General features: G+C 72.4%; 20 protein-coding genes. 9 read left to right on the top strand and 11 right to left on the bottom strand.

The window, feature by feature from the left end; genetic code table 11:
- Positions 1-169: 169 nt before the first annotated feature.
- Entirely contained in the window at positions 170-1,261 is a 1,092-nt protein-coding gene (locus ACH34T_RS36055) for an ATP-dependent DNA ligase (RefSeq protein WP_396025461.1), read from the bottom strand.
- A 76-nt stretch (positions 1,262-1,337) separates the two neighbouring features.
- Here ACH34T_RS36055 and ACH34T_RS36060 point away from each other — a divergent pair, with 76 nt between their 5' ends.
- Positions 1,338-2,039, top strand: coding sequence for a dihydrofolate reductase family protein (locus ACH34T_RS36060; protein ID WP_396025462.1), 702 nt, complete (start codon positions 1,338-1,340; stop codon positions 2,037-2,039).
- A 15-nt stretch (positions 2,040-2,054) separates the two neighbouring features.
- On the opposite strand, the gene ACH34T_RS36065 is transcribed toward ACH34T_RS36060, so the two are convergent.
- Positions 2,055-2,798: a pyrimidine reductase family protein gene (locus ACH34T_RS36065; RefSeq protein ID WP_396025463.1), complete on the bottom strand. Its 744-nt coding sequence runs from the start codon at positions 2,796-2,798 to the stop codon at positions 2,055-2,057.
- Positions 2,799-2,944: 146 nt separating this feature from the next.
- On the opposite strand from ACH34T_RS36065, the gene ACH34T_RS36070 reads away from it, so the two are divergent.
- Complete coding sequence (locus ACH34T_RS36070) at positions 2,945-3,346, top strand: hypothetical protein (protein ID WP_396025464.1); 402 nt, start codon at positions 2,945-2,947, stop codon at positions 3,344-3,346.
- On the opposite strand, the gene glgX is transcribed toward ACH34T_RS36070, so the two are convergent.
- The 4 genes from glgX to ACH34T_RS36090 form a co-directional block, all read right to left on the bottom strand.
- The gene (glgX, locus tag ACH34T_RS36075) at positions 3,343-5,475 is read right to left on the bottom strand and encodes a glycogen debranching protein GlgX (RefSeq protein ID WP_396025465.1); all 2,133 of its coding nucleotides are present in this window, start codon (positions 5,473-5,475) and stop codon (positions 3,343-3,345) included. The two genes, ACH34T_RS36070 and glgX, sit on opposite strands and share 4 nt — an antisense overlap.
- An 82-nt stretch (positions 5,476-5,557) precedes the next feature.
- On the bottom strand, positions 5,558-6,130 hold the full coding sequence (locus tag ACH34T_RS36080; RefSeq protein WP_396025466.1) for a GNAT family N-acetyltransferase: 573 nt from the start codon (positions 6,128-6,130) through the stop codon (positions 5,558-5,560).
- A gap of 43 nt (positions 6,131-6,173) precedes the next feature.
- Positions 6,174-6,719 (bottom strand): DUF4262 domain-containing protein, encoded by a 546-nt coding sequence (locus ACH34T_RS36085; protein WP_396025467.1) that lies wholly within the window; start codon positions 6,717-6,719, stop codon positions 6,174-6,176.
- 53 nt (positions 6,720-6,772) lie between these two features.
- A complete protein-coding gene (locus ACH34T_RS36090; protein WP_396025468.1) occupies positions 6,773-7,240 on the bottom strand; it encodes a hypothetical protein in 468 nt (155 codons plus the stop codon).
- A gap of 227 nt (positions 7,241-7,467) precedes the next feature.
- Between ACH34T_RS36090 and ACH34T_RS36095 the strand changes: the two genes are divergently transcribed.
- The 6 genes from ACH34T_RS36095 (at position 7,468) to ACH34T_RS36120 (ending at position 14,621) form a co-directional block, all read left to right on the top strand.
- Positions 7,468-8,262, top strand: coding sequence for an SAM-dependent methyltransferase (locus tag ACH34T_RS36095; RefSeq protein WP_396025469.1), 795 nt, complete (start codon positions 7,468-7,470; stop codon positions 8,260-8,262).
- A 130-nt stretch (positions 8,263-8,392) separates the two neighbouring features.
- The gene (locus ACH34T_RS36100) at positions 8,393-9,193 is read left to right on the top strand and encodes an SAM-dependent methyltransferase (protein ID WP_396025470.1); all 801 of its coding nucleotides are present in this window, start codon (positions 8,393-8,395) and stop codon (positions 9,191-9,193) included.
- A complete protein-coding gene (locus ACH34T_RS36105) occupies positions 9,190-10,191 on the top strand; it encodes a sugar ABC transporter substrate-binding protein (RefSeq protein ID WP_396025471.1) in 1,002 nt (333 codons plus the stop codon). The genes ACH34T_RS36100 and ACH34T_RS36105 overlap by 4 nt, the downstream gene beginning before the upstream one ends.
- A gap of 4 nt (positions 10,192-10,195) precedes the next feature.
- Entirely contained in the window at positions 10,196-11,680 is a 1,485-nt protein-coding gene (locus ACH34T_RS36110; protein ID WP_396025472.1) for a sugar ABC transporter ATP-binding protein, read from the top strand.
- A 71-nt stretch (positions 11,681-11,751) separates the two neighbouring features.
- The gene (locus ACH34T_RS36115; protein ID WP_396025473.1) at positions 11,752-12,708 is read left to right on the top strand and encodes an ABC transporter permease; all 957 of its coding nucleotides are present in this window, start codon (positions 11,752-11,754) and stop codon (positions 12,706-12,708) included.
- Between the two features lie 371 nt (positions 12,709-13,079).
- On the top strand, positions 13,080-14,621 hold the full coding sequence (locus ACH34T_RS36120; protein ID WP_396025474.1) for a tryptophan halogenase family protein: 1,542 nt from the start codon (positions 13,080-13,082) through the stop codon (positions 14,619-14,621).
- A gap of 32 nt (positions 14,622-14,653) precedes the next feature.
- On the opposite strand, the gene ACH34T_RS36125 is transcribed toward ACH34T_RS36120, so the two are convergent.
- A complete protein-coding gene (locus ACH34T_RS36125; protein WP_396025475.1) occupies positions 14,654-16,279 on the bottom strand; it encodes an acyl-CoA dehydrogenase family protein in 1,626 nt (541 codons plus the stop codon).
- 198 nt (positions 16,280-16,477) lie between these two features.
- Here ACH34T_RS36125 and ACH34T_RS36130 point away from each other — a divergent pair, with 198 nt between their 5' ends.
- Entirely contained in the window at positions 16,478-17,206 is a 729-nt protein-coding gene (locus ACH34T_RS36130) for a DUF1707 domain-containing protein (RefSeq protein ID WP_396025476.1), read from the top strand.
- Between the two features lie 18 nt (positions 17,207-17,224).
- Here the strand turns inward: ACH34T_RS36130 and ACH34T_RS36135 are convergent, their stop codons facing one another.
- From ACH34T_RS36135 to ACH34T_RS36150, 4 genes are read right to left on the bottom strand one after another with little or no spacing between them, the layout of a single operon-like run.
- Complete coding sequence (locus ACH34T_RS36135; protein ID WP_396025477.1) at positions 17,225-18,022, bottom strand: sirohydrochlorin chelatase; 798 nt, start codon at positions 18,020-18,022, stop codon at positions 17,225-17,227.
- Complete coding sequence (locus ACH34T_RS36140) at positions 18,004-18,714, bottom strand: phosphoadenylyl-sulfate reductase (protein WP_396025478.1); 711 nt, start codon at positions 18,712-18,714, stop codon at positions 18,004-18,006. Before ACH34T_RS36140 ends, ACH34T_RS36135 begins: the two co-directional genes overlap by 19 nt.
- The gene (locus ACH34T_RS36145) at positions 18,711-18,890 is read right to left on the bottom strand and encodes an Insertion element protein (protein WP_396025479.1); all 180 of its coding nucleotides are present in this window, start codon (positions 18,888-18,890) and stop codon (positions 18,711-18,713) included. The genes ACH34T_RS36140 and ACH34T_RS36145 overlap by 4 nt, the downstream gene beginning before the upstream one ends.
- Positions 18,887-20,554 carry a nitrite/sulfite reductase gene (locus ACH34T_RS36150; protein ID WP_396025480.1) on the bottom strand — a complete coding sequence of 556 codons (1,668 nt, stop codon included), beginning with the start codon at positions 20,552-20,554 and terminating at the stop codon, positions 18,887-18,889. The genes ACH34T_RS36145 and ACH34T_RS36150 overlap by 4 nt, the downstream gene beginning before the upstream one ends.
- Positions 20,555-20,789: the final 235 nt, after the last annotated feature.

Below are 20,789 nucleotides of genomic sequence, written 5' to 3' on the forward strand. Positions count from 1 at the left end.
GCCGGGACGCATGCCAGCGTCCCGGCCGCCCGACATCTCGTCCCCCACGGCGTCCGCCCGGCATCGTCCGCGCGCGTCCGTCCGGGATCGTCTTCGCGCGGGCGTGCGGGGTCGTTCTCGTCGGACGCGGGCGGGGGCGTCCGGCCATCAGCGGTCGGGGCGCCAGGCGTCAGCGGTCGACGCGCGGGCTCGTCGCCTGGCCGGAGAAGATGTCGGCCAGGTCGTACGCGATCGGGACTTCGAGCTGCTCGTAGGTGCACGACTCGGGCGTGCGGTCGGGGCGCCAGTTGCGGAAGCGGGCGGTGTGCCGGAACCGGTCGCCCTCCATCGCCTCGTACGCGACCTCCACGACCAGGTCGGGACGCAGCGGCACCCAGCTCAGGTCCTTCTTGCCCGTCCAGCGGGAGACGGCGCCCGGCATCCGGTCGGCGGTCGCCTCGGACTGGCTCGCCCACTCCGCCCACGGATGCTCCGCGAGGTCCTCCAAGCGGTACGGCTGGAGCTCCTCGACCAGCTCGGCGCGGCGCTTCATCGTGAACGACGCCGCCACGCCCACATGCTGGAGATGCCCCTTGTCGTTGTAGAGGCCGAGCAGCAGCGACCCCACGATCGGTCCGGACTTGTGCCAGCGGAAGCCCGCCACGACGCAGTCGGCGGTCCGCTCGTGCTTGACCTTGAACAGCACCCGCTTGTCGGGCTCGTACGGGACGTCGCGCGGCTTGGCGATGACGCCGTCGAGACCGGCGCCCTCGAACTCGTCGAACCAGCGCAGCGCCAGCTCGTAGGAGTCGGACGCGGGCGTCACGTGGATCGGCGCGCCCGCCCCCGCCAGCGTGTCGACGAGCCGCCGTCGCCGTTCGCCGAGCGGGACCTCCATCAGCGACTCGTCGCCGACCGCCAGCAGGTCGAACGCGACGAACGAAGCCGGAGTCTCCTCCGACAGCAGCTTGACCCGCGACGCGGCCGGATGGATGCGCTGCTGGAGGGCCTCGAAGTCGAGGCGCGTCCCCTTCGGCAGCACGATCTCGCCGTCGACCACGCACCGTTCGGGCAGCTCGCGCTTCACCGCCTCGACCAGTTCGGGGAAGTACCGGGTCAGCGGCCGCTCGCCCCGGCTGGACAGCTCCACCTCGTCGCCGTCGCGGAACACGATGCAGCGGAAGCCGTCCCACTTCGGCTCGTACAGCAGGTCGCCCTTGGGCATGGTCTTGACCGCCTTGGCCAGCATGGGCGACAGCGGCGGACTGATCGGCAGGTCCATCCCCCTATAGTGCGCCCCCGGACCGACAAAAGGACAAGGCGGGGGCCGGAAAAGGCCGTCCGATAACCTGCAGGTCATGCGCCGTCTGCTGCCCGGACCACCCGCCGACGGCATCGACCCGTACGACGCCTACGGCGACGCGCCCGGGCTGCGGCTCGGCATGGTGATGAGCGCGGACGGCTCCGCCACCGACGCCGACGGCTGGACGGACGCGCTCGGCGGCGACGCCGACTTCCGCGTCTTCCGGACGCTCCGAGCCCTCGCCGACGCGATCCTCGTGGGCGCCGGGACGGTCCGCACAGGACGCCTGGGCCCGGCCCGCCTACGCCGCGATCTGCGCGCGCGCCGCGGCGGCCCGCCCGCGCCCATCGTCGTGGTCAGCCGCTCCGCCGACCTCGACTGGACGCTCCCGCTGTTCACCGAGGCCGAGACACCGACGGTCGTCGTCACGTCGCGCGCCGCCCGGCGCCGCGTCCCGAGCCGGATCCAGGTCGTCGCCCAGGGCGAGGACGACGTCGACCTGCCCGCCGCCGTCCGGACGCTCCGCGAAGACCATGGCCACGAACATCTCCTCTGCGAAGGGGGCCCGGCGTTGGCCGCCGCGCTGATCCGCGCGTCGCTCGTCGACGAGCTGTGCCTGAACATCGCACCGACGCTCCTCGGCAGCCCCCGCCACACCCGCCTCCTGGGCGGCCTGGACGCCGAGGTGCCGCTCGACCCGTCGGCCCTCTACCTGGACGAAGGCGTCCTGTTCGTCCGCTACCGCCTGCGGACGTAGTCGGCCACCAACTGGCTACCGGCTGCGGGTGTAGCGGAGGAAGAGGAAGTCGTCGTCCTGCAGCGCGTGGGCGAGGGTCAGCTCCGGCGGGACGGGCACCGGCGGCCCGTTCAGGATCCGCGTCGGGCTCCCGCCGAGCAGCAGCGGGCTCAGGGTGAGGCACAGCTCGTCCAGCAGCCCGGCCGCCACCACCTGCGCGAGGACGCCCGGACCGCCCTCGCACAGGAGGCGCCGGTGGCCGCGCGCCGCGAGCTCGGCGACGGCGGCGGGGAAGTCGATCGAGTCCGTGCCCGCGACGATCACGTCGGCGCGCTCCCGCGCGGTCTTCAGCCGCGCCGGGTCGGCGGTCGCGGGCGCCAGCACGATCGTCCTGGCCGTGGCCTCGGTGAAGACCGGCGCCTCGAAGTCCAGGTCGAGGGAGCGGGAGCAGATCGCCAGCGGCGGGACCGGCGGCCGCCCGTCCCGGACCCCGTCCCAGCCCTCGCTCGGCCTGACGGGCCCGTAGCCCTCGGCCCGCACCGTGTTGGCGCCGACGACGACGACGTCGGCGAGCCCGCGCAGCAGCAGGAACAGGTGCTGGTCGGCGGGGTTGCCGAGGCCGCCGCTGCGCTCGTCGCGCTGCGCGGCCCCGTCCAGGCTGGCGACCATGTTGGCCCGCAGCCAGGTGCCGCCGGGCGGATAGGCGTACCGCTCGACGAGGTCGACGTCGCCGGAGTCGGAGTCGGAGTCGGAGTCGGAGTCGGAAGTGAGGGCTCGCATGGCAGCCCCAAGTTACTGCACGCCCTGGTTGACCGCCGGGATGACGGTCCGTGCACCAATCTGTACGAATCCGTCATGGCGGGCCCGTGAAAGGACGACACTGGGCCCGGGGGACGGGGATGAGAATTTCATGAAAGGAGCAGGGGGTGGAGTACGCCGCTTTGGCAGCGTGGATCCTCGCCGCCCTGGCGGGCGGCTATCTGCTGGTCATCTGGATGACGCACGGGGGACACGCGACGAAGGTGACGCGGTTCCCGATCCTGATCGTGGTCGGTCACCCGCTCGCCGCCGTCGCGGGGCTCGCCGTGTGGATCGTCTACCTGGCCACCGCGCGCGCCGAGTTCGCCTGGGGGGCGTTCGCCGCGCTGCTGGTCGTCATCGCGCAGGGGTTCATGCTGTTCACACGATGGCTCGTCGGGCGCGGCGGCCGGCACGCCCGCGGCGCCGAGCAGGCGTTCCCGGCCGCGGCCGTGGTCGTCCACGGCGGCGTGGCCGTCACGACGTTCGTCCTGGTCTTCCTCACCGCCATGGGGGTCACCGGGGCCTAGCCCACCCTTTTCAGGACGGTCAGAGAGCGGTCGGCGAGGGTGACGGTGTCGCGCGCCTTGACGCGGGGCCGTTCGCCGGCCGTGCCGGATCCGGTGGTGCCGGGCTCGGCGGTTCCGGGCGTGCCGGGCTCGGCGGTGTCTAGGGCGAGCTCCCAGCGCTCGCCGTACTCGCCGCCGGGGAGAGTGAACTCGACGGGCTCGGCGCCCGCGTTGATCAGCAGGAGGAACGAGTCGTCGCGGACGCGGCGGCCCCGCGGGTCGGGTTCGGTGATGGCGTCGCCGTTGAGGAACACGCCGAGGGACTTGGCGAACCCGACGTTCCAGTCCTCGTCGGTCATGCTCTCCCCGGCGGGCGTCAGCCACGCGATGTCGGCCGCCGCGCCGGTGCCCGTCCCGGTGAAGAAGCGGCGGCGGCGGAACACCGGGTGGTCGTGCCGCAGCCTCGACAGGGTCCGGACGAACTCCGTGTCGTCGGCGCCCTCCCAGCGGACCCACGAGATCTCGTTGTCCTGGCAGTAGGCGTTGTTGTTGCCCCTCTGCGTGCGGCCCAGCTCGTCGCCGTGGGAGAGCATCGGCACGCCCTGCGACAGGAAGAGCGTCGCCAGGAAGTTGCGGCGCTGCCGGGCGCGCAGGTCGAGGACGGCGGCGTCGCGGGCCGGGCCCTCCACGCCGCAGTTCCACGAGCGGTTGTCGTCGGTGCCGTCCCGGTTGTTCTCGCCGTTGGCGTCGTTGTGCTTGTGGTCGTAGGAGACCAGGTCGGTCAGCGTGAACCCGTCGTGGCACGTCACGAAGTTGATGGACGCGAACGGCCGCCGCGCGCTGTGCTCGTACAGGTCGGACGAGCCGGTCAGCCGGGACGCGAACTCCGGCATCGTCGCGTACGAGCCGCGCCAGAAGTCGCGGACGGTGTCGCGGTACTTGCCGTTCCACTCCGTCCACAGCGGCGGGAAGTTGCCGACCTGGTAGCCGCCCTCGCCGACGTCCCACGGCTCGGCGATCAGCTTGACCTGCGACACCACCGGGTCCTGCTGGACGAGGTCGAAGAACGTCGAGAGCCGGTCGACGTCGTGCAGCTCGCGGGCCAGCGCGGACGCCAGGTCGAACCGGAAACCGTCGACGTGCATCTCCAGGATCCAGTAGCGCAGCGAATCCATGATCAGCTGAAGCGCGTGCGGGTTGCGGACGTTCAGCGAGTTCCCGCAGCCGGTGTAGTCGAGGTGGTAGCGCTTGTCGTCGTCGCGCAGCCGGTAGTAGGACGCGTTGTCGATGCCGCGGAACGACAGCGTCGGGCCCAGGTGGTCGCCCTCGGCGGTGTGGTTGTAGACGACGTCCAGGATGACCTCGATGCCCGCCTCGTGCAGGGCGCGGACCATCGCCTTGAACTCCAGCACCTGCTCCCCGCACCGCCCGGACGACCCGTACGCGTCGTGCGGCGCGAAGAACCCGATCGTGTTGTAGCCCCAGTAGTTGCCGAGGCCCCGCGCCACCAGCGCGTGCTCGGGGACCGACTGGTGCACCGGCATCAGCTCCACGGCCGTCACGCCGAGGTCGAGCAGATGGTCGACCAGCACCGGGTGCGCGAGGCCCGCGTACGTCCCGCGCTGCTCCTCCGGGATGCCGGGGTGCAGCCTCGTCAGGCCCTTGACGTGCGCCTCGTAGATGACGCTCTCGTGGTACGGGACGCGCGGCGGCCGGTCGTCCGCCCAGTCGAAGAACGGGTTGATCACCACGTTCTTCGGCATGTAGGGGGCGCTGTCGTCCTCGTTCAGGGCGTCCGGGTCGGCGAACCGGTACGAGAACAGCGACTCGTGCCAGCGGACGCCGCCGTCGACGGCCTTGCCGTAGGGGTCGAGCAGCAGCTTGGCCGGGTTGCAGCGGTGGCCCTCGCGCGGGTCGAACGGCCCGTGCACGCGGTACCCGTACCGCTGGCCGGGGCCGACGCCGGGCAGGTAGCCGTGCCAGACGAACCCGTCCACCTCGGGGAGCGTGCGCCGCGTCTCGCGTCCTCCGGCGTCGAACAGGCACAGCTCGACGCGGGACGCCACCTCGGAGAACAGCGCGAAGTTCGTGCCCGTGCCGTCCCAGGTGGCGCCCAGCGGATAGGGATCCCCGGGCCAGACCTCCCGCATGCGCTCCAACTCCTCGACCGGTCCGTCCTGGCGCGTCGACTCTGGCCTACCCACCGTCCTCCACCCCCCACCCCCACCCACCTCACGTGGGGAGGCGCCAGACGGTTTCGCCGTCGTCGGTGGTCTCGGGGGTGGGCCGGAGTCCGAGCTTGGCCGCGACGGCCTCGGACGGGCGGTTCTCCGGGTGGACGGTCGCGACGACGTCCCGGACGCCGTGCGCGAGCAGCCAGTCCAGCAGCGCGCGGGCGGCCTCGGTGGCGAACCCGAACCCCTGGTACGGCATCCCGACGACCCAGGCCACGGACGCGACGCGGCGCGGCGGGCCGGGCGTGACCGTCGATCCGGCGGACGCGGGCGCCACGGCATATGCGGGCGGCGCGGGCGTGATGGTCGCCTGGACGTATCCGATCGCCTGCCCGTCGCGGACGCGCCGGACGATCCAGTTCAGCCAGTACTCCTGGTGGAACGGCGCGGGACCGGCGACGAGATGCTCGTAGCGGGCGCGCAGCTCGGCCAGGGTGAGGGGCTCGCCGCCGATGTGGCGGTGCAGGCGCGGGTCGTCCAGGACGGGGGCCAGCTCGTCGGCGTGGTGGACGGCCAGCGGCTCCAGGACGAGGCGCTGGGTCCGGATCGGCTCCGCGAGCGGCCCGTACACTCCGCCGATCGTAGGCCCGGGCGGGCCCGGTGGCCGGGGCCGGTCAGAGCCGGCGTGTCCAGGCGCCGGGCGGATGCTGCTTCGGGGTGAGCCACAGCCACGGCTGGGAGTGGCGGAACGGCAGGTCGGTGCCGGGCTGCCAGGGGAACAGGCCCTCCGGGTTGGGCCAGACGACCTGCAGCATCGGCAGCGGCGGGCGCCGGTAGAACGCCACGGCCCCGCCGAACAGCGCGTCGTACCAGCGCGGCTCGACCTCGCGGAACGCCGCGGGCTGCCCGCGGACGACGCCGTCGCGGCGGTCGCCGTCCGCCGGGATCTTCCCCTCGGCGGTCTGCCGGCCGAGCGTGTTGAGCGACTCCTCCATCTCGTAGACGTCGCCGCCGAACATGGCCAGCTCGGGCGCGCCGTGGCTGTGCCACAGGCCGATCGTGTACGCCCAGCCGGGCCCGTCGTCGGGATGGACGAGGACGACGCTCCACCCGTACTCGGTGATGTGCACGATGGTGCGGAGCTGGAAGTTGTCCAGGCGGTCGCGGTCACCGTAGTCATTGCAGATGACGCAGGTGCACGGGGAGTGGCCGTCGGACATGACCTTCAGTTTACGATCTGGCGACCCTCGGTATCGCCCCGATTCCCCGCGGGTCACCAGAACACGCCGGTGTCCCGCGGCCTGGCCTCGTGGGCTGCGGGGACGTCGGGCTCGGCGAGGCGGCGGACGAGCACGGCGGCGAGCAGCATCGCGGCGGGCAGGCCGAGCGGCACGGCGGCGAGCGGCGCGACGGCGGCGACCTTCAGCGCGGTCCCGCCGAGCAGGCCCGCGACGCCGAGGTTGTCGCCCTGCCGCCCGGCCGGCGCGACGACCGCGACGACCGCGACGACCGCGGCCGGGAGCGCGAACACCTCGCCCAGCCGCCGGGCCAGCGCGCGGACGTCGGCGTCCGACCGCAGCCGCCCGGCCGCGTGCAGGTCGAGCAAGGCGTCCCCGTCGGGCAGCACGGTGACGCGGAACCATGCCCGCTGCGGCGGGGCGGGCCCGCCGCCGGTGCACCCGGCGAGCACGGCGACCGCGAGCAGCGCCGCGCCGAGCGCGGCGAGCCGTCGAACCGACACCCCGGGCCTCCCGACGCTGGACGGACTGGTCGCCGTCCCAGCCTGCCCGGACGAGATCGCACCCGCGTCTCGTTCCGGTGTCGGTGGCTTCTCCTCCGCAGCGCGGGGCGTTACGAAAGCGGCGCGAACCGGCCGCTTTCCGCCTGGGCGGGGGACGGGCCAGTACGTTGAGCCGACCGGTGAGGACCACAGGACCATCGGCACACCCCGCGAGGAAAGGGAGTTCCATGACCGACCGCGACACGGTGGAGCCCGCCGCCGTCCACTCCGACGTCCCGCACGCGGCCCGGATCTGGAACTACTGGATGGGCGGGAAGGACAACTACGCGTCCGACCGCGCCGCCGGGGACGCGGTGGCCGAGGTGTATCCGCAGATCGTCACGATGGCGCGGCAGTCGCGGCGGTTCCTCATCCGCGCCGTGCGCTTCCTCGCGGGCGAGTGCGGCGTCCGCCAGTTCATCGACATCGGGACCGGGCTGCCGACCATGCAGAACACCCACGAGGTCGCGCAGGGCGTGGCGCCCGAGTCCAGGATCGTCTACGTCGACAACGACCCGCTGGTGCTGGTGCACGCCAGGGCGCTGCTCGGCAGTACCACCGCGGAGGGCACGACCACGTACGTCCACGCCGACTACCACGACCCGGCCCGGATCGTCGCCGAGGCCGAGAAGGTCGTGGACTTCGGCGAGCCGACGGCGGTCATGTTCATGGGCGTGCTCGGCTACGAGCCCGACCTGTCCGTGGTGCGCGCCATCGTCGGACGGGTGATGGACGCGACGCCGTCCGGCAGCCATCTGGTGCTGTGGGACGGGACCGACACCGGCTCGGAGGTCGTCGAGGGCGCGGAGAAGCTCGTCGAGAGCGGCGGCGTCCCCTACATCCTGCGCGCTCCCGGGCAGCTCGCGCGGTGCTTCGAGGGCCTTGAGCTGGTCGAGCCCGGGCTCGTCCCGATCACGGAGTGGCGGCCGGACGGCGACGCCCCGACGGTCGACGCCTACGGCGCGGTGGGCCGTAAGCCCTGACCGAAATCCGGGAATCTGCCCGGCCGGAAATTTGGCATCGCTTGGTGGTTATGGCGGAGTTATCTCGTCGCGATCTTCGCGGCCCATACTCGGCGCTTGTCAGTTGACAAACGTCGTGTAAGGGGCATTGGTGACGGACGAGGAATTCCCGCCGTACGACTTCGACGTGGACACTCCCAACGCCGCCCGTATGTACGACTACTACCTGGGCGGCAAGGACAACTACCCGGCCGACCGGGAGGCCGCCGAGAAGATCATGGCGCTCGGGCCGAGCCGGGACATCTGCGTCGCCAACCGGCGGTTCCTCGGCCGCGCCGTCCGGCTCGCCGCCCGGGACGGCATCACCCAGTTCCTCGACCTCGGCACCGGCCTGCCCACCCAGGAGAACGTGCACGAGGTCGCCCAGCGGGAGGCGCCCGGCGCGCGCGTCGTCTACGTCGACTACGACCCCGTCGTGCTGGCCCACGCCCGTGCGCTCAAGGCCATCGACGCGACCACGACCGTCGTCCAGGAGGACGTCCGCAATCCGCGCGAGATCCTCGCGCACCCCGAGGTGCTGGGGATGATCGACTTCTCCGAGCCGGTCGCGGTGCTGTTCGTCGCCGTCCTGCACTGCCTGACCGACGACGAGGACCCGTGGGGCGTCGTCCGGACGTTCGCCGAGCGGATGGCCCCGGGCAGCCACCTGATCGTGTCGCACCTGACCGACGACGCCCACCCGGAGGTGGGCGCGGCGGCCCGGGAGGTCTACGACGGCGCCACCGCCCCGCTGATCCACCGCGGCCACGCCGCGATCTCCAGGTTCTTCGACGGGTTCGAGGTGCTGGAACCGGGCGTCACCGTGGTCAACCAATGGCGGCCGGACGACGATCTCGACCGGGAACGTCCCGGCGGGGAATGGTTCTACGTGGGAGTGGGGCGAAAGCCGTGAAAAGACTGGGCGCCGTTATCGCGGCGGGTCTCGTCCTGGCAGCGGCGTGCACCGATCCGGACGACGACGGCGGCTCGGGCTCGTCCGGAAAAGGCGACGCCAAGAGCATCGCGTTCTTCGGGTTCGCGAAGGCCAACTCGTTCACCCAGGCGACCTTCGAGGGCGTGAAAGAACAGGCGGCGAAATCGGGCGCGAAGGCGGAGTTCTTCGATTCCAATTTCGACGCGCAGACGCAGCTCCGCCAGCTCCAGGACGCGATCACGTCCAAGCGCTTCGGCGTGTTCGTGCTGCAGGCCAACGACGGCACCGCCGTCCTGCCCGCCGTGCGGCAGGCCGTCCGGGGCGGCATCGCGGTCGTCGTCCAGTTCACACCCGTCGGGACGCGCTACGACACCGCCGCGCCGCAGGTGCCGGGCGCGGTCTCGCTGGTGGACGTCCCGGTGCAGAACGGCAAGCAGCTCGGCGTCCTCGGCGTCGGCGCCTGCCAGGCCGCCAAGGCCAAGCCCTGCGAGGTCGCCTACCTGGAGGGGCTGAAGACGCTGCCGCTCGACAACGCGCGCACGAAGGCGGTCGTCGACGCGCTGAAGAGCACCAAGGACGTGAAGGTCGTCGCGCAGATCGAGGGCGGCTACACGCGCGACTCCGGCCGCAAGGCCATGCAGGACCTGCTGCAGGCGCACCCCGGCGTCGACGTGGTCATCGGGTCGTCGCAGGCGCTGTTCGGCGCCGAGGGCGTGGCGAAGGGCAAGGACATCCTGTACGTCGGCAACGGCGCGTCGCGGCAGGCGGTGACCGCCGTCCGCGAGGGCCGCTGGTTCGGGATCCCGTACCTGCCGGTCCGGACCGCCGGGGCGAAGGCCGCCGAGCTGGGGCTGGCGAAGGCGGGCGGCGAGGACGTCCCGGCGTCGACCGAGATCTCGTCCCTCGCGCCGAACGGGGGAACGCTCACCAAGGACCTGATCGTCTCGTCCGGGATCACCGGCGAGTACGACGAGTAGCGGCGTGGACGTCGCGCTCGACGGCATCGGCAAGAGCTACGGCGGGATCACCGTCCTGCACGACGTCTCGCTGACCCTGCGCGGCGGGCGGGTGCACGGCGTCGTCGGTGAGAACGGGGCGGGGAAGAGCACCCTGGCGCGCGTCCTGTGCGGGGCCGTCCCGGCGGACTCCGGGCGCGTCGCCGTGGACGGGGAGCCCGTCGCCGTCCGGACACCGCGCGACGCGCTGCGGCACGGGCTCGCGCTGGTCACGCAGGAGGGCGCGATCGTCCCCGGGCTCAGCGTGGCCGACAACGTCTTCCTCGGCGCCGCGTCCGGCCGCCGCCGCGGCCTGCGCGATCCGTCGGGCGACCGCCGCCGCCTCGCCGCCCTCCTCGACCGGACGGGGTTCGCGCTCGACCCGTCCGCCCGCGCCGGGGACCTGCCGCTCGTGCACCGCCAGCGGATCGAGATCCTGCGCGCGCTGGCCCGCGGCGCGCGCCTGATCGCGCTCGACGAGCCCACGGCCCTGCTGCCGGGGCCCGCCGCGGGACGCCTGCTCCGCCTGGTCCGCGACCTCGCCGAACGCGACGGCATCGCGATCGTGCTCATCTCGCACCGGCTGGAGGAGGTCCTCGCGTCCTGCGACACGGTCACCGTCCTGCGGGACGGGCGGCACGTCACCACCGCGCCCGCCGCCGGCCTGACGCCTCCGGACCTGCTGCGCGCCATGGTCGGACGTCCCGTCGAGCTGCGCTACCCCGAGCCCGAACCCGTCCCGGACGCCGCGCCCGTGGTGCTCGCCGTGCGGCGGCTGTCACGCGGGAACGCGGTGCGCGGCGTCAGCCTGGACGTCCGGGCGGGGGAGATCGTCGGCCTGGCCGGGCTCGTCGGCAGCGGCCGGACGGAGACGCTCCGGCTCGTCTTCGGCGCCGACCGCCCCGACGGCGGCGAGGTGACGATCGCAGGCCGCCCCGTCACCGGCGGGACGCCGTCCCGCGCCATGGCCCTCGGCGCCGGGCTGGTACCGGAGTCGCGCGCCGAGCAGGGGCTCGTCCTCGTCCGGTCCGCCGCCGAGAACCTCGCCCTGGCCAGCCTGCCCGATCGGCGCCGGTTCGGCTTCGTGCGGCGCCCCGCGGAACGGCGCGCCGTCGGGGAGGCGGCGGACGCGCTCGGCATCCGCGGCGCGGGGCTCGACCGTCCCGCCTGGACGCTGTCCGGCGGCAACCAGCAGCGGTCGGTGTTCGGCAAGTGGCTCGTCCGCTCGCCGCGCATCCTGCTGGTGGACGAGCCGACCCGCGGCGTCGACGTCGCCGCCAAGGCCGAGATCCACCGCCTGATCACCGGCCTGGCCGCCGGGGGCGTGGCGGTGCTGATGGCGTCCTCGGAGGTCGAGGAGGTGCTCGGCATCGCGCACCGCGTCCTGGTGATGCGGGACGGCCGCGTCGCGGGCGAGTTCCCGAGCGGCGCGAGCGCGGCGGACGTCCTGACGTCGGCGGGCCTGCGGTGAAGCTCCGGACGACGAAGGGCCGAACGGCTCGGGAGCGGGCGGTGCGGGGTCGGGCGGTGCGGGCGAGGGCCGTGAGATACACGGCGGTTCGCGATCACGGGATCGTCGTGGCCCTGGCCGGGCTGGTCGTCGCGCTGTCGTTGTCGACCGGCACGTTCCTCACCAAGGGCAATCTGGTCAACGTCCTCGACCAGGCCGTCGTCGTCGGACTGCTGGCGTGCGGCATGACGCTGTGCATCGTGTGCGGCGTGTTCGACCTGTCGGTCAGCGCCGTCCTGGCCGTGAGCGCGGTCGTCGCCGTCCTGGTCACCCAGTCCGCCGGGACGCCCGCCGGGTACGCGGCGGGCGTCGCGACCGGCGCGCTGATGGGCACGGTCACCGGGCTCGTCGTCGCGCTGTCGCGCGTGCACTCCTTCATCGCCACGCTGGCGCTCAGCATCGTCTACCGGGGCCTCGCGGTCGTCATCACCGGAGGCGCCATCGTCTACCCGCACGCGGATCAGCTCGACGCGTTCCAGACGCTGAGCCTGCCGACCGTGCTCGGCGGGGTCACCGTCCCGACGCTGGTCCTCGCGGGCGTCGCCGCCGCCTGCTGGACGCTGCTCGCCGCGACGACGTTCGGCCGGGCCGTCTACGCCGTCGGCGGCAACGCCGAGGCGGCGCGGCTGTCGGGCATCAGGATCGCGCCCGTCCGGGTCGCCGTGTTCGCCGTCAGCGGCGCCTGCGCGGGGACGGCGGGCCTCGTCATGACGACCCGCGCCGGCTCCGCCCAGGCGAGCCTCGGCTCCCTCCTCGAACTGACCGCGATCGCCGCGGTCGTCATCGGCGGGACGAGCATCCTCGGCGGCGAGGGCGCGGTGTGGCGCTGCCTCGTCGGCGTGCTGATCCTGACGCTCATCTCCAACGGGTTCAACCTGCTCGGCTGGGACCCCACCTACAAGCAGGTGATCGAGGGCCTGCTCATCCTGGCCGCCGTCACGCTCGACCGCCTCCTGCGCCGCCGAGCCTCGGGCTCACCCGCTCGCTGACGCTCCCCAGCCGCGCGCAGGCGGACAGACGGCCTTGTCGGGGGAAAGGGATAACCCGCCGGACGGCGTGATGGAATGCACCGCCAAAATACATACTTCCCGGCCGGGAATTGGTGTTCAACTGCTCCGAGAACGGCGGTTGTACACCGTTCCCGCTCGCCTTCCCTGGTATCGGACGAGGTCGTACGGCCCCGGCGGCGCATTGCGCACACGGGTCCCCTCCGCCAAGATGACATTCCGAAAGCAGCCGGGGGCGTCCGGACATGGCGTCTGCGAACCAGTGCTGGAAGCGGTTCGGCGACGAATCCTTTCGAGGATCCGGACGCTATCCAACTGGTTCCGGCCAACGACGACGATCGCGGGAGTGGCCGATGATTGAATCCGTAGTTGTGGTCGGCGGCGGCACGGCGGGATGGATGAGCGCCACCTATCTGAAGGCGGCGTTCGGAGACCGGCTCCGGGTCACCGTCGTCGAGTCCGACCGCATTCCGACCATCGGCGTCGGAGAGGCCACCTTCAGCACGGTCCGCCATTTCTTCGAGTACGTGGGCCTGGACGAGCGGGTCTGGATGCCGCAATGCGGCGCGAGCTACAAACTGGGCATCCGCTTCCAGGACTGGGCGGCGCCGGGCAAGCACTTCTACCACCCGTTCGAGCGCCTCCGGGTCGCCGACGGATTCGACATGGCGAACTGGTGGCTGCGGATCGGTGAGCAGGACCAGGGCTTCGACCGCCAGTGCTTCATCACGCCGGCGCTGTGCGAGGCGCAGCGCTCGCCCCGGAAGCTGGACGGTGAACTCTTCGTCGTCGACGCCGACCACGCGCTCGGACGCTCGACGCTGGCGGAGCAGCGCGACCAGTTCCCGTACGCCTACCACTTCGACGCGGCCCGGCTCGCGCTGTTCCTCACCAAGTTCGGCGTGGAGCGCGGCGTCCGGCACGTCCGCGACGACGTGCTCGACGTGGCCCAGGACGAGCGGGGCTGGATCACCCACGTCACCACCCGGGAGCACGGCGACCTGGCGGCCGACCTCTTCATCGACTGCACCGGCTTCCGCGGCATGCTGATCAACAAGACGCTCGGCGAGCGGTTCCAGTCGTTCCAGGACGTGCTGCCCAACAACCGGGCGGTCGCCCTGCAGGTGCCGAAGGACGACCAGGAGCGCGAGGGCATCGCGCCCTACACCACCGCGACGGCGATGCCCGCCGGATGGATCTGGACCATCCCCCTGTTCGGCCGGATCGGCACCGGATACGTCTACTCCGACGAGTTCTGCACCCCGGAGGAGGCCGAGGCGGCGCTGCGCCAGTACGCCGCACCGGGACGGGACGACCTCCCCGCCAACCACATCCGGATGCGGATCGGCCGCAACGAGCGGTCCTGGGTGAACAACTGCGTCGCCGTCGGCCTGTCGAGCGGGTTCGTCGAGCCGCTGGAGTCCACCGGCATCTTCTTCATCCAGCACGGGATCGAGCAGCTCGTGCGGCACTTCCCCGACCAGCGCTGGGACCCGCAGCTGCGCGCGGCGTACAACCAGCGGATCAACCGCGCCATCGACGGCGTCAAGGAGTTCCTCGTCCTCCACTACCGGGCCGCGGCGCGCGACGACGGCCCCTACTGGAAGGAGGCGCAGGTCCGCCCGATCCCGGACGGCCTCCAGGAGCGGCTGGCGACGGCCGCCAGCTTCCCGCTCGACGAGGAGACCATCTACCCGCACTACCACGGGTTCGAGACGTACTCGTGGAACACGATGCTGCTGGGCCTCGGCCGTCGGCCGAGCAGGGCGCGTCCGGCGCTGGCGATGATCGACCCGAGCCGGGCGACCGAGGAGCTGGCCCGGATCCGCGCCGACGCGGACCAGTTCGTCGCGAACCTGCCGAGCTGCTACGAGTACCTCGCCTCGATCAACTGAGCCGCCTCCCCGCGGGCGCGCCCGCGCGGGCGTCAGCCGATCTTCGGGGTGGCGCGAGCGATGATCGCGTCGAAGTCGAGGCCGGCGGGGAGGGTGCCGTAGGCGTGGCCCCCCTCGCCGCCGAGGCGGGCGGAGCAGAAGGCGTCCGCCACCGCCGGGTGACCGTGCCTGACCAGCAAGGACGCCTGCAGGACGAGCGCCAGCCCCTCGGCGATCCGGCGGGCCCGCACCTCCACGCTCTCGAGGTCGAGCAGGGAGTCCTTGACCTGCCGGACGGCGGCGTCCAGGCGCCGGTCGGCCCCGGCGGCGAGCTCCACCTCGGCGAAGAACGCGGGCAGCGCCTGCGGCTCCTTCACGACGGCCCGGAGGAGGTCCAGCGCGGCGACGTTGCCCGAGCCCTCCCAGATCGAGTTCAGCGGCGACTCGCGGAAGAGGCGCGGCATGGCGGACTCCTCCACGTAGCCGTTGCCGCCCAGGCATTCGAGCGCCTCGGCGGCGTGCGCGGGCCACCGCTTGCAGATCCAGTACTTGCCGGCGGCGAGCGCGACCCGCCTGAACGCGGCCTCGGACTCGTCGCCGCGCGCCGACCGGTCGGTGGCGGCCGCGAGCCGCAGCATCGTGATCGTGGCCGCCTCCGACTCGACCGCGAGGTCGGCGAGGACGTTGCGCATCAGCGGCTGGTCGATCAGATATCTGCCGAACGCACTGCGATGCGCGGTGTGGTGGGCGGCGACGGTCACGCCGTGCCGCATCCCGGAAGCCGCGCCGATCACGCAGTCGAGCCGGGTCATGTTCACCATCTCGATGATGGTGCGCACCCCGCGGCCCTCGTCCCCGACCCGCCACGCGGCCGCGTTCTCGTACTCCACCTCGGCGGACGCGTTGGACCTGTTGCCGAGCTTGTCCTTGAGCCGCATCAGCCGCAGCGGGTTCAGCGCGCCGTCCGGCAGGACGCGCGGGACGAGGAAGCAGGTGAGGCCGTCCGGCGCCTGCGCGAGCGTCAGGAACACATCGCACATCGGGGCGCTGGTGAACCACTTGTGGCCGGTGAGCCGGTACGTCCCGTCCGGCTGCGGCACGGCCCGCGTGGTGTTGGCGCGGACGTCCGACCCGCCCTGCTTCTCCGTCATCGACATGCCGGCGAGCAGCGCGTTCTTCGTGAGCGGGGCGCGCAGGCCGAAGTCGTACTCGCGCTTGGCCAGAAGCGGCTCGTAACGCGCGGCCAGCTCCGGCGACCGCCGCAGCGCCGGGACGGCCGCGTACGTCATCGAGATGGGGCAGCCGTGGCCCGCGTCCACCCGCCACGTGTAGAACTTGGCGGCCCGCGCGACGTGCGCACCCTCCCGTGGATCGGTCCACGCGGAGCCGTGCAGCCCGTGCGTCACCGCGACGTTCATCAGCTCGTGCCACGCCGGGTGGAACTCGACCTCGTCGATCCGGTTCCCGTACCGGTCGTGGGTGCGCAGGACGGGCGGATGCTCGTTCGCGAGACGTCCCTGCTCCTGGGCCCGCGCCGTCCCCGCCAGCCGGCCGAGCTCGCGCACCTCGGCCTCGGCCCACCCGGCGCCCTCCCGCTCCAGCCCGTCCAGCAGGACGGCGTCGTCGGCCACGTCGTGCCCGGCGAGCGGGGGAACCTGATTGACCACCTCGTGCGTCACCGTGCCGCTCCCGTGTCCCGATCCTGCGCGTCCCGTATGCCCGCGTTCGAGCCGCTGTCACGCAGGATACAGAACCGCGTTCGGGCGACAGTTGATCATGCCGGTACGCTGGTCCGGCGTCCATCCTCCTGAAGTGGTGGGGTGATCTCGTCCGCGCGGCGGATTGCCCAGGGTCACCGGGGGCATACCGTCGGAACCATGAGTCAGTCCAGTCCGCAGCCGGAGCGGCCGTCCCCGAGCCGCCCGCGGGACGGGCGGCAGGACCTGCACCCCGACCGGCCCGTCGATCCCCTCGACGCGGTCGCCGCGGTCCCCGAACCGGCGCCCGCGCCCGAGGCGGTCCGCGCCTCCGACGACGAGCGGGAGGCCGTCGTCGAGCGGCTGCGGATCGCCTCCGTCGAGGGACGGCTCACCTTCGAGGAACTGACCGAGCGCACCGAGGCCGCCTACGCGGCCGTCACCCGCGGCGACCTTGAGGACATCACCGCCGACCTGCCCGGCATGGGCGCTCCGGGCGCCGCCCCCGCGCCGGTCCAGGTCAAGCGCAGGTTCAGCGCGGTCATGGGCGACTGCAAGGAGCGCATCGTCGGCCGCATCGACGGTCCGCTGGAGGCCGTCTCGGTGATGGGCGACGTCGAGCTCGACCTGCGCGGCGCGCAGGTACCCACCGGCGAGGTCAGCATCACCGCGACCGCCGTGATGGGCGACGTCAAGATCATCGTGCCGGACGGCGTCACCGTGGAGCTGACCGGCCGCAACATCCTCGGCGACCGGAAGGTCTTCGTCCGCGACCCGCTGCCGGGCGCCCGCGTCCCCGTCGTCCGCGTCACCGCGCACGCCGTGATGGGCGACGTGAAGATCGTGGACGACGCGCACCACGCCCCCGTCCGCCGCGCCATCGCCTCCTGGTGGCGCGACCGCACCTGACCCGGGGTCCGCCCAGGGTCAGACCGCCGCGAGCGTGCTGGAGCTTTCCAGGGCCTCGTCGTAGCGATGCACGATCAGGTCGGCGACTTCCGGGGCCGCGCCGAGGACGGACGACACCGCGCCGGCGCCCGCCGCGAGCGACTCCGCCCTGACCTTGTCGGCGAAGTAGCCCGGCGCCAGGAAGTACGACGCCACCGCCACCCGCGGAGCGCCCGCGTCGAGCAGCGCCGCCACCGCCTCGGCCGGAGTCGGCCGGACCGCCGACGCGTAAGCGGGGACCACGTCGCGCCAGCCGCGCGACCGCCACTCCCGGGCCAGCCGCGCGATCGTGGCGTTGGCGGACGCGTCGCTGGACCCCGCCGATACCAGGACGACCGCCGTGCCCGGGTCGCCGGGCTCCACGCCCGCCTCGGCGAGGCGGCGCTCCAGCGCGTCCATCAGGAGGGGGTGCGGGCCGAGCGTGCCGGCGGTGCGGAGGCTCAGCCGCGGGTGCCGCCCGCGCACCCGGTTCAGCACGCCCGGGATGTCGGACTTGCTGTGGTACGCGGCCGTGAGCAGCAGCGGCAGCACGACCGCGGCGTCGACGCCGTCGCGGGCGAGGCCGTCCAGGAGGCGGCCCGGCGCGGGCGCCGAGTGGTCCAGGAACGAGGCGTGCACGGGCACGTCCGGGCGGCGGGCCCGGACGGCGTCGAGCAGGCGGGCGACGGTCTCGGCGGCGCGGGGGTCCCGGCTGCCGTGCGCCACGGCCACCATCGGCCGGCCCGCGGGGTTCACGAGGTTCACAGAGTTCACGAGGTTCACAGGTGGATGCCGCATTCGACCTTGCCCAGCCCGGCCCAGCGGCCGCTGCGCGGGTCCTCGCCGGGCGCGACCGGACGCGTGCACGGCGCGCAGCCGATCGACGGGTAGCCGTCGTAGTGCAGCGGGTTGACGAGCACCCCGTTGTCCTCGATGTAGTCGTCCATCTCCTTCTGCGTCCAGTCGAGGATCGGGTTGACCTTGACCATGCCGCGCTTGCGGTCCCACTCGACGACCCTCCGCTCGCGGCGGCTCGCGGTCTCGTCGCGGCGGATGCCGCTGAACCACGCCATGTAGCCCTCGAGCGCGCGGCCGAGCGGCTCCACCTTGCGCAGGTGGCAGCACAGGTCGGGGTTGCGGCCGAACAGCCGCGGGCCGAGCGCGGCCTCCTGCTCCTCCACCGTCCGGGACGGCGTGACGTTGATGACGTTCACCGGGTAGACGGCCTCGACCGCGTCCCGGGTCCCGACCGTCTCGGCGAAGTGGTAGCCGGTGTCGACGAACAGCACGTCGATGCCGGGCTTCACCTTCGACACCAGGTGGATCAGCGCCGCGTCCGACATGGACGACGTGAGGCAGATGCGGTCGCCGAACGTGGCGACGGCCCAGCGGATGACCTCCAGCGTGGGCGCGCCGTCCAGCGCGGTGGCCGCCGATTCGACGATGTCTTCCAGGTCGAGGGTCGGTCTGTCGGTCTCCAGAAGAGTCATCGGGGGATCTCCTTGCTCGCGGTGCGCGGAGCTCCGACACCGAGGAACTTCAACGTGAAGGAACGAAGGCAGTCGGGGCAGAACCACGACCCGTGCTCCGCACGGGGTTCGAGGCTCTCCTCGCCGCAGTAGGGGCAGTAGAACGGCGCCATGCGCTCGCCCCCGCCGGCCGTCATTTGAGGTCCGCCTCGTCGGCGCGCCGCGCCCAGTCGGCGAACGTCTCGCCGTCGGCGCGCTGCGCGTCGTACCTGCGGACGATCCGCTCGACGTAGTCGGTCAGCCCGGCCGACGTGGTCTTCAGCCCGCGGACCTTCTTGCCGAACGACGCGCCGAGCTGCCCGCCGAGATGGATCTGGAAGCCCTCGACCTGGTCGCCGTTCTCGTCCACGACGAGCTGGCCCTTCAGGCCGATGTCGGCGACCTGGATGCGGGCGCACGCGTTCGGGCAGCCGTTGACGTTGATGGTGAGCGGCTGCTCGAAGTCGGGGAGCCGCTTCTCCAGCTCGTCGATCAGGTCCATCGACCGCTGCTTGGTGTCGGTGATCGCGAGCTTGCAGTACTCGATGCCGGTGCACGCCATCGTCTGCCGCCGGAACGTGGACGGACGCACCTGCAGGTCGTGCTTCGCCAGCGCGTCGGCGAGCGCCTCGGTGTGCTCCTCCGGGACGTCAAGGATCACCATCTTCTGCTCGATGGTCGTCCGCACCCGGCCGGAGCCGTACCGGTCGGCGAGGTCGCCGATGACGCCCAGCATCTCGCCGCTGACCCGGCCGACGCGCGGCGCGAACCCGACGTAGAAGTTCCCGTCCTGCTGCGGGTGGATCCCGACGTGGTCGCGGCGGGGGAGCGGGGCGGCGGGCTCGGGGCCGTCCGGCAGCGCGTAGCCGAGGTACTCCTTCTCCAGCACCTCGCGGAACTTCGCGGCGCCCCAGTCCTTCATCAGGAACTTCAGCCGGGCGCGGCTCCGCAGCCGCCGGTACCCGTAGTCGCGGAAGATCGACGTGACGCCGTGCCACACCTCGGTGGCCTGCTCCGGCTTGACGAACACGCCGAGGCTCTGGGCGAACATCGGGTTCGTGGACAGCCCGCCGCCGACGAACACCTGGTACCCGGTCTCACCGGCCTCGTTCACGACGCCGACGTACGCGATGTCGTTGATCTCGTGGACGGTGCAGTGCGCCGTGCACCCCGACAGCGCCGTCTTGTACTTGCGCGGCAGGTTGGAGAACTCCGGGGACCCGATGTACCTGTCGTGGATGTCGCGGAGCTGCGGCGTCGCATCGATGACCTCGTCGGCCGCGATCCCGGCGAGCGGGCAGCCGATGATGACGCGCGGGACGTCGCCGCACGCCTCCATCGTGTGCAGCCCGACCGCTTCGAGCGCCTCCCAGATCGCCGGGACGTCCTCGATCCGCACCCAGTGCAACTGGACGTTCTGCCGGTCGGTGATGTCGGCGGTGCCGCGCGCGTACCTGGTGGAGACGTCGGCGATCGCGCGGAGCTGCGGGCCGCTCAGCTGGCCCCCGTCGATCCGCACCCGCATCATGAAGTAGCGGTCTTCGAGGTCCTCGTCCTCCAGGGCGCCGGTCTTGCCGCCGTCGATGCCGGGCTTGCGCTGCGTGTACAGGCCCATCCAGCGGAAACGGCCGCGCAGGTCGGCGGGGTCGATCGAGTCGAAGCCGGCCTTGGAGTAGATGTCGATGATGCGGCGGCGGACGTTCAGGCCGTCGTCGTTCTTCTTGTTCTCCTCGTTCTTGTTGAGGGGTTCACGGTAGCCGAGGGCCCACTGGCCCTCGGCCTTCTTGCGCTTGATCGCGGGTGGCACGGCGCGCGTCCTCATCTGTGGTGTGAGGGACGCGTAGCGCACCGGCAGTCTGAGGCAGCCGGCTCGACGCTGAGCTGGGTGGAGTCAACGGTGACGCCGATGCACCACGCGCCCGGCTGAGCAGGGGCGTGGTCGGAGCGTCACCGACAGATCGCGCTGCGAACGCGGAGGAAGTCGACGTGCCGGCGCTTGGCCAGCAACGGGTCCGCGGCAGTCATACCTGAACTCTGACACGCCGTCTCGCGGCCTG

This window comes from Actinomadura sp. 9N215 (assembly GCF_044326345.1).
Classification (GTDB): domain Bacteria; phylum Actinomycetota; class Actinomycetes; order Streptosporangiales; family Streptosporangiaceae; genus Spirillospora.

Bases quoted from the DNA above. Each gene is read 5' to 3' on its own strand.
- ACH34T_RS36055 (WP_396025461.1), bottom strand. From the start codon at position 1,261: ATGGACCTGCCGATCAGTCCGCCGCTGTCGCCCATGCTGGCCAAGGCG.
- ACH34T_RS36060 (WP_396025462.1), top strand. From the start codon at position 1,338: ATGCGCCGTCTGCTGCCCGGACCACCCGCCGACGGCATCGACCCGTAC.
- ACH34T_RS36065 (WP_396025463.1), bottom strand. From the start codon at position 2,798: ATGCGAGCCCTCACTTCCGACTCCGACTCCGACTCCGACTCCGACTCC.
- glgX (WP_396025465.1), bottom strand. From the start codon at position 5,475: ATGCGGGAGGTCTGGCCCGGGGATCCCTATCCGCTGGGCGCCACCTGG.
- ACH34T_RS36085 (WP_396025467.1), bottom strand. From the start codon at position 6,719: ATGTCCGACGGCCACTCCCCGTGCACCTGCGTCATCTGCAATGACTAC.
- ACH34T_RS36095 (WP_396025469.1), top strand. From the start codon at position 7,468: ATGACCGACCGCGACACGGTGGAGCCCGCCGCCGTCCACTCCGACGTC.
- ACH34T_RS36120 (WP_396025474.1), top strand. From the start codon at position 13,080: ATGATTGAATCCGTAGTTGTGGTCGGCGGCGGCACGGCGGGATGGATG.
- ACH34T_RS36130 (WP_396025476.1), top strand. From the start codon at position 16,478: ATGAGTCAGTCCAGTCCGCAGCCGGAGCGGCCGTCCCCGAGCCGCCCG.
- ACH34T_RS36135 (WP_396025477.1), bottom strand. From the start codon at position 18,022: ATGCGGCATCCACCTGTGAACCTCGTGAACTCTGTGAACCTCGTGAAC.
- ACH34T_RS36140 (WP_396025478.1), bottom strand. From the start codon at position 18,714: ATGACTCTTCTGGAGACCGACAGACCGACCCTCGACCTGGAAGACATC.
- ACH34T_RS36145 (WP_396025479.1), bottom strand. From the start codon at position 18,890: ATGACGGCCGGCGGGGGCGAGCGCATGGCGCCGTTCTACTGCCCCTAC.
- ACH34T_RS36150 (WP_396025480.1), bottom strand. From the start codon at position 20,554: ATGAGGACGCGCGCCGTGCCACCCGCGATCAAGCGCAAGAAGGCCGAG.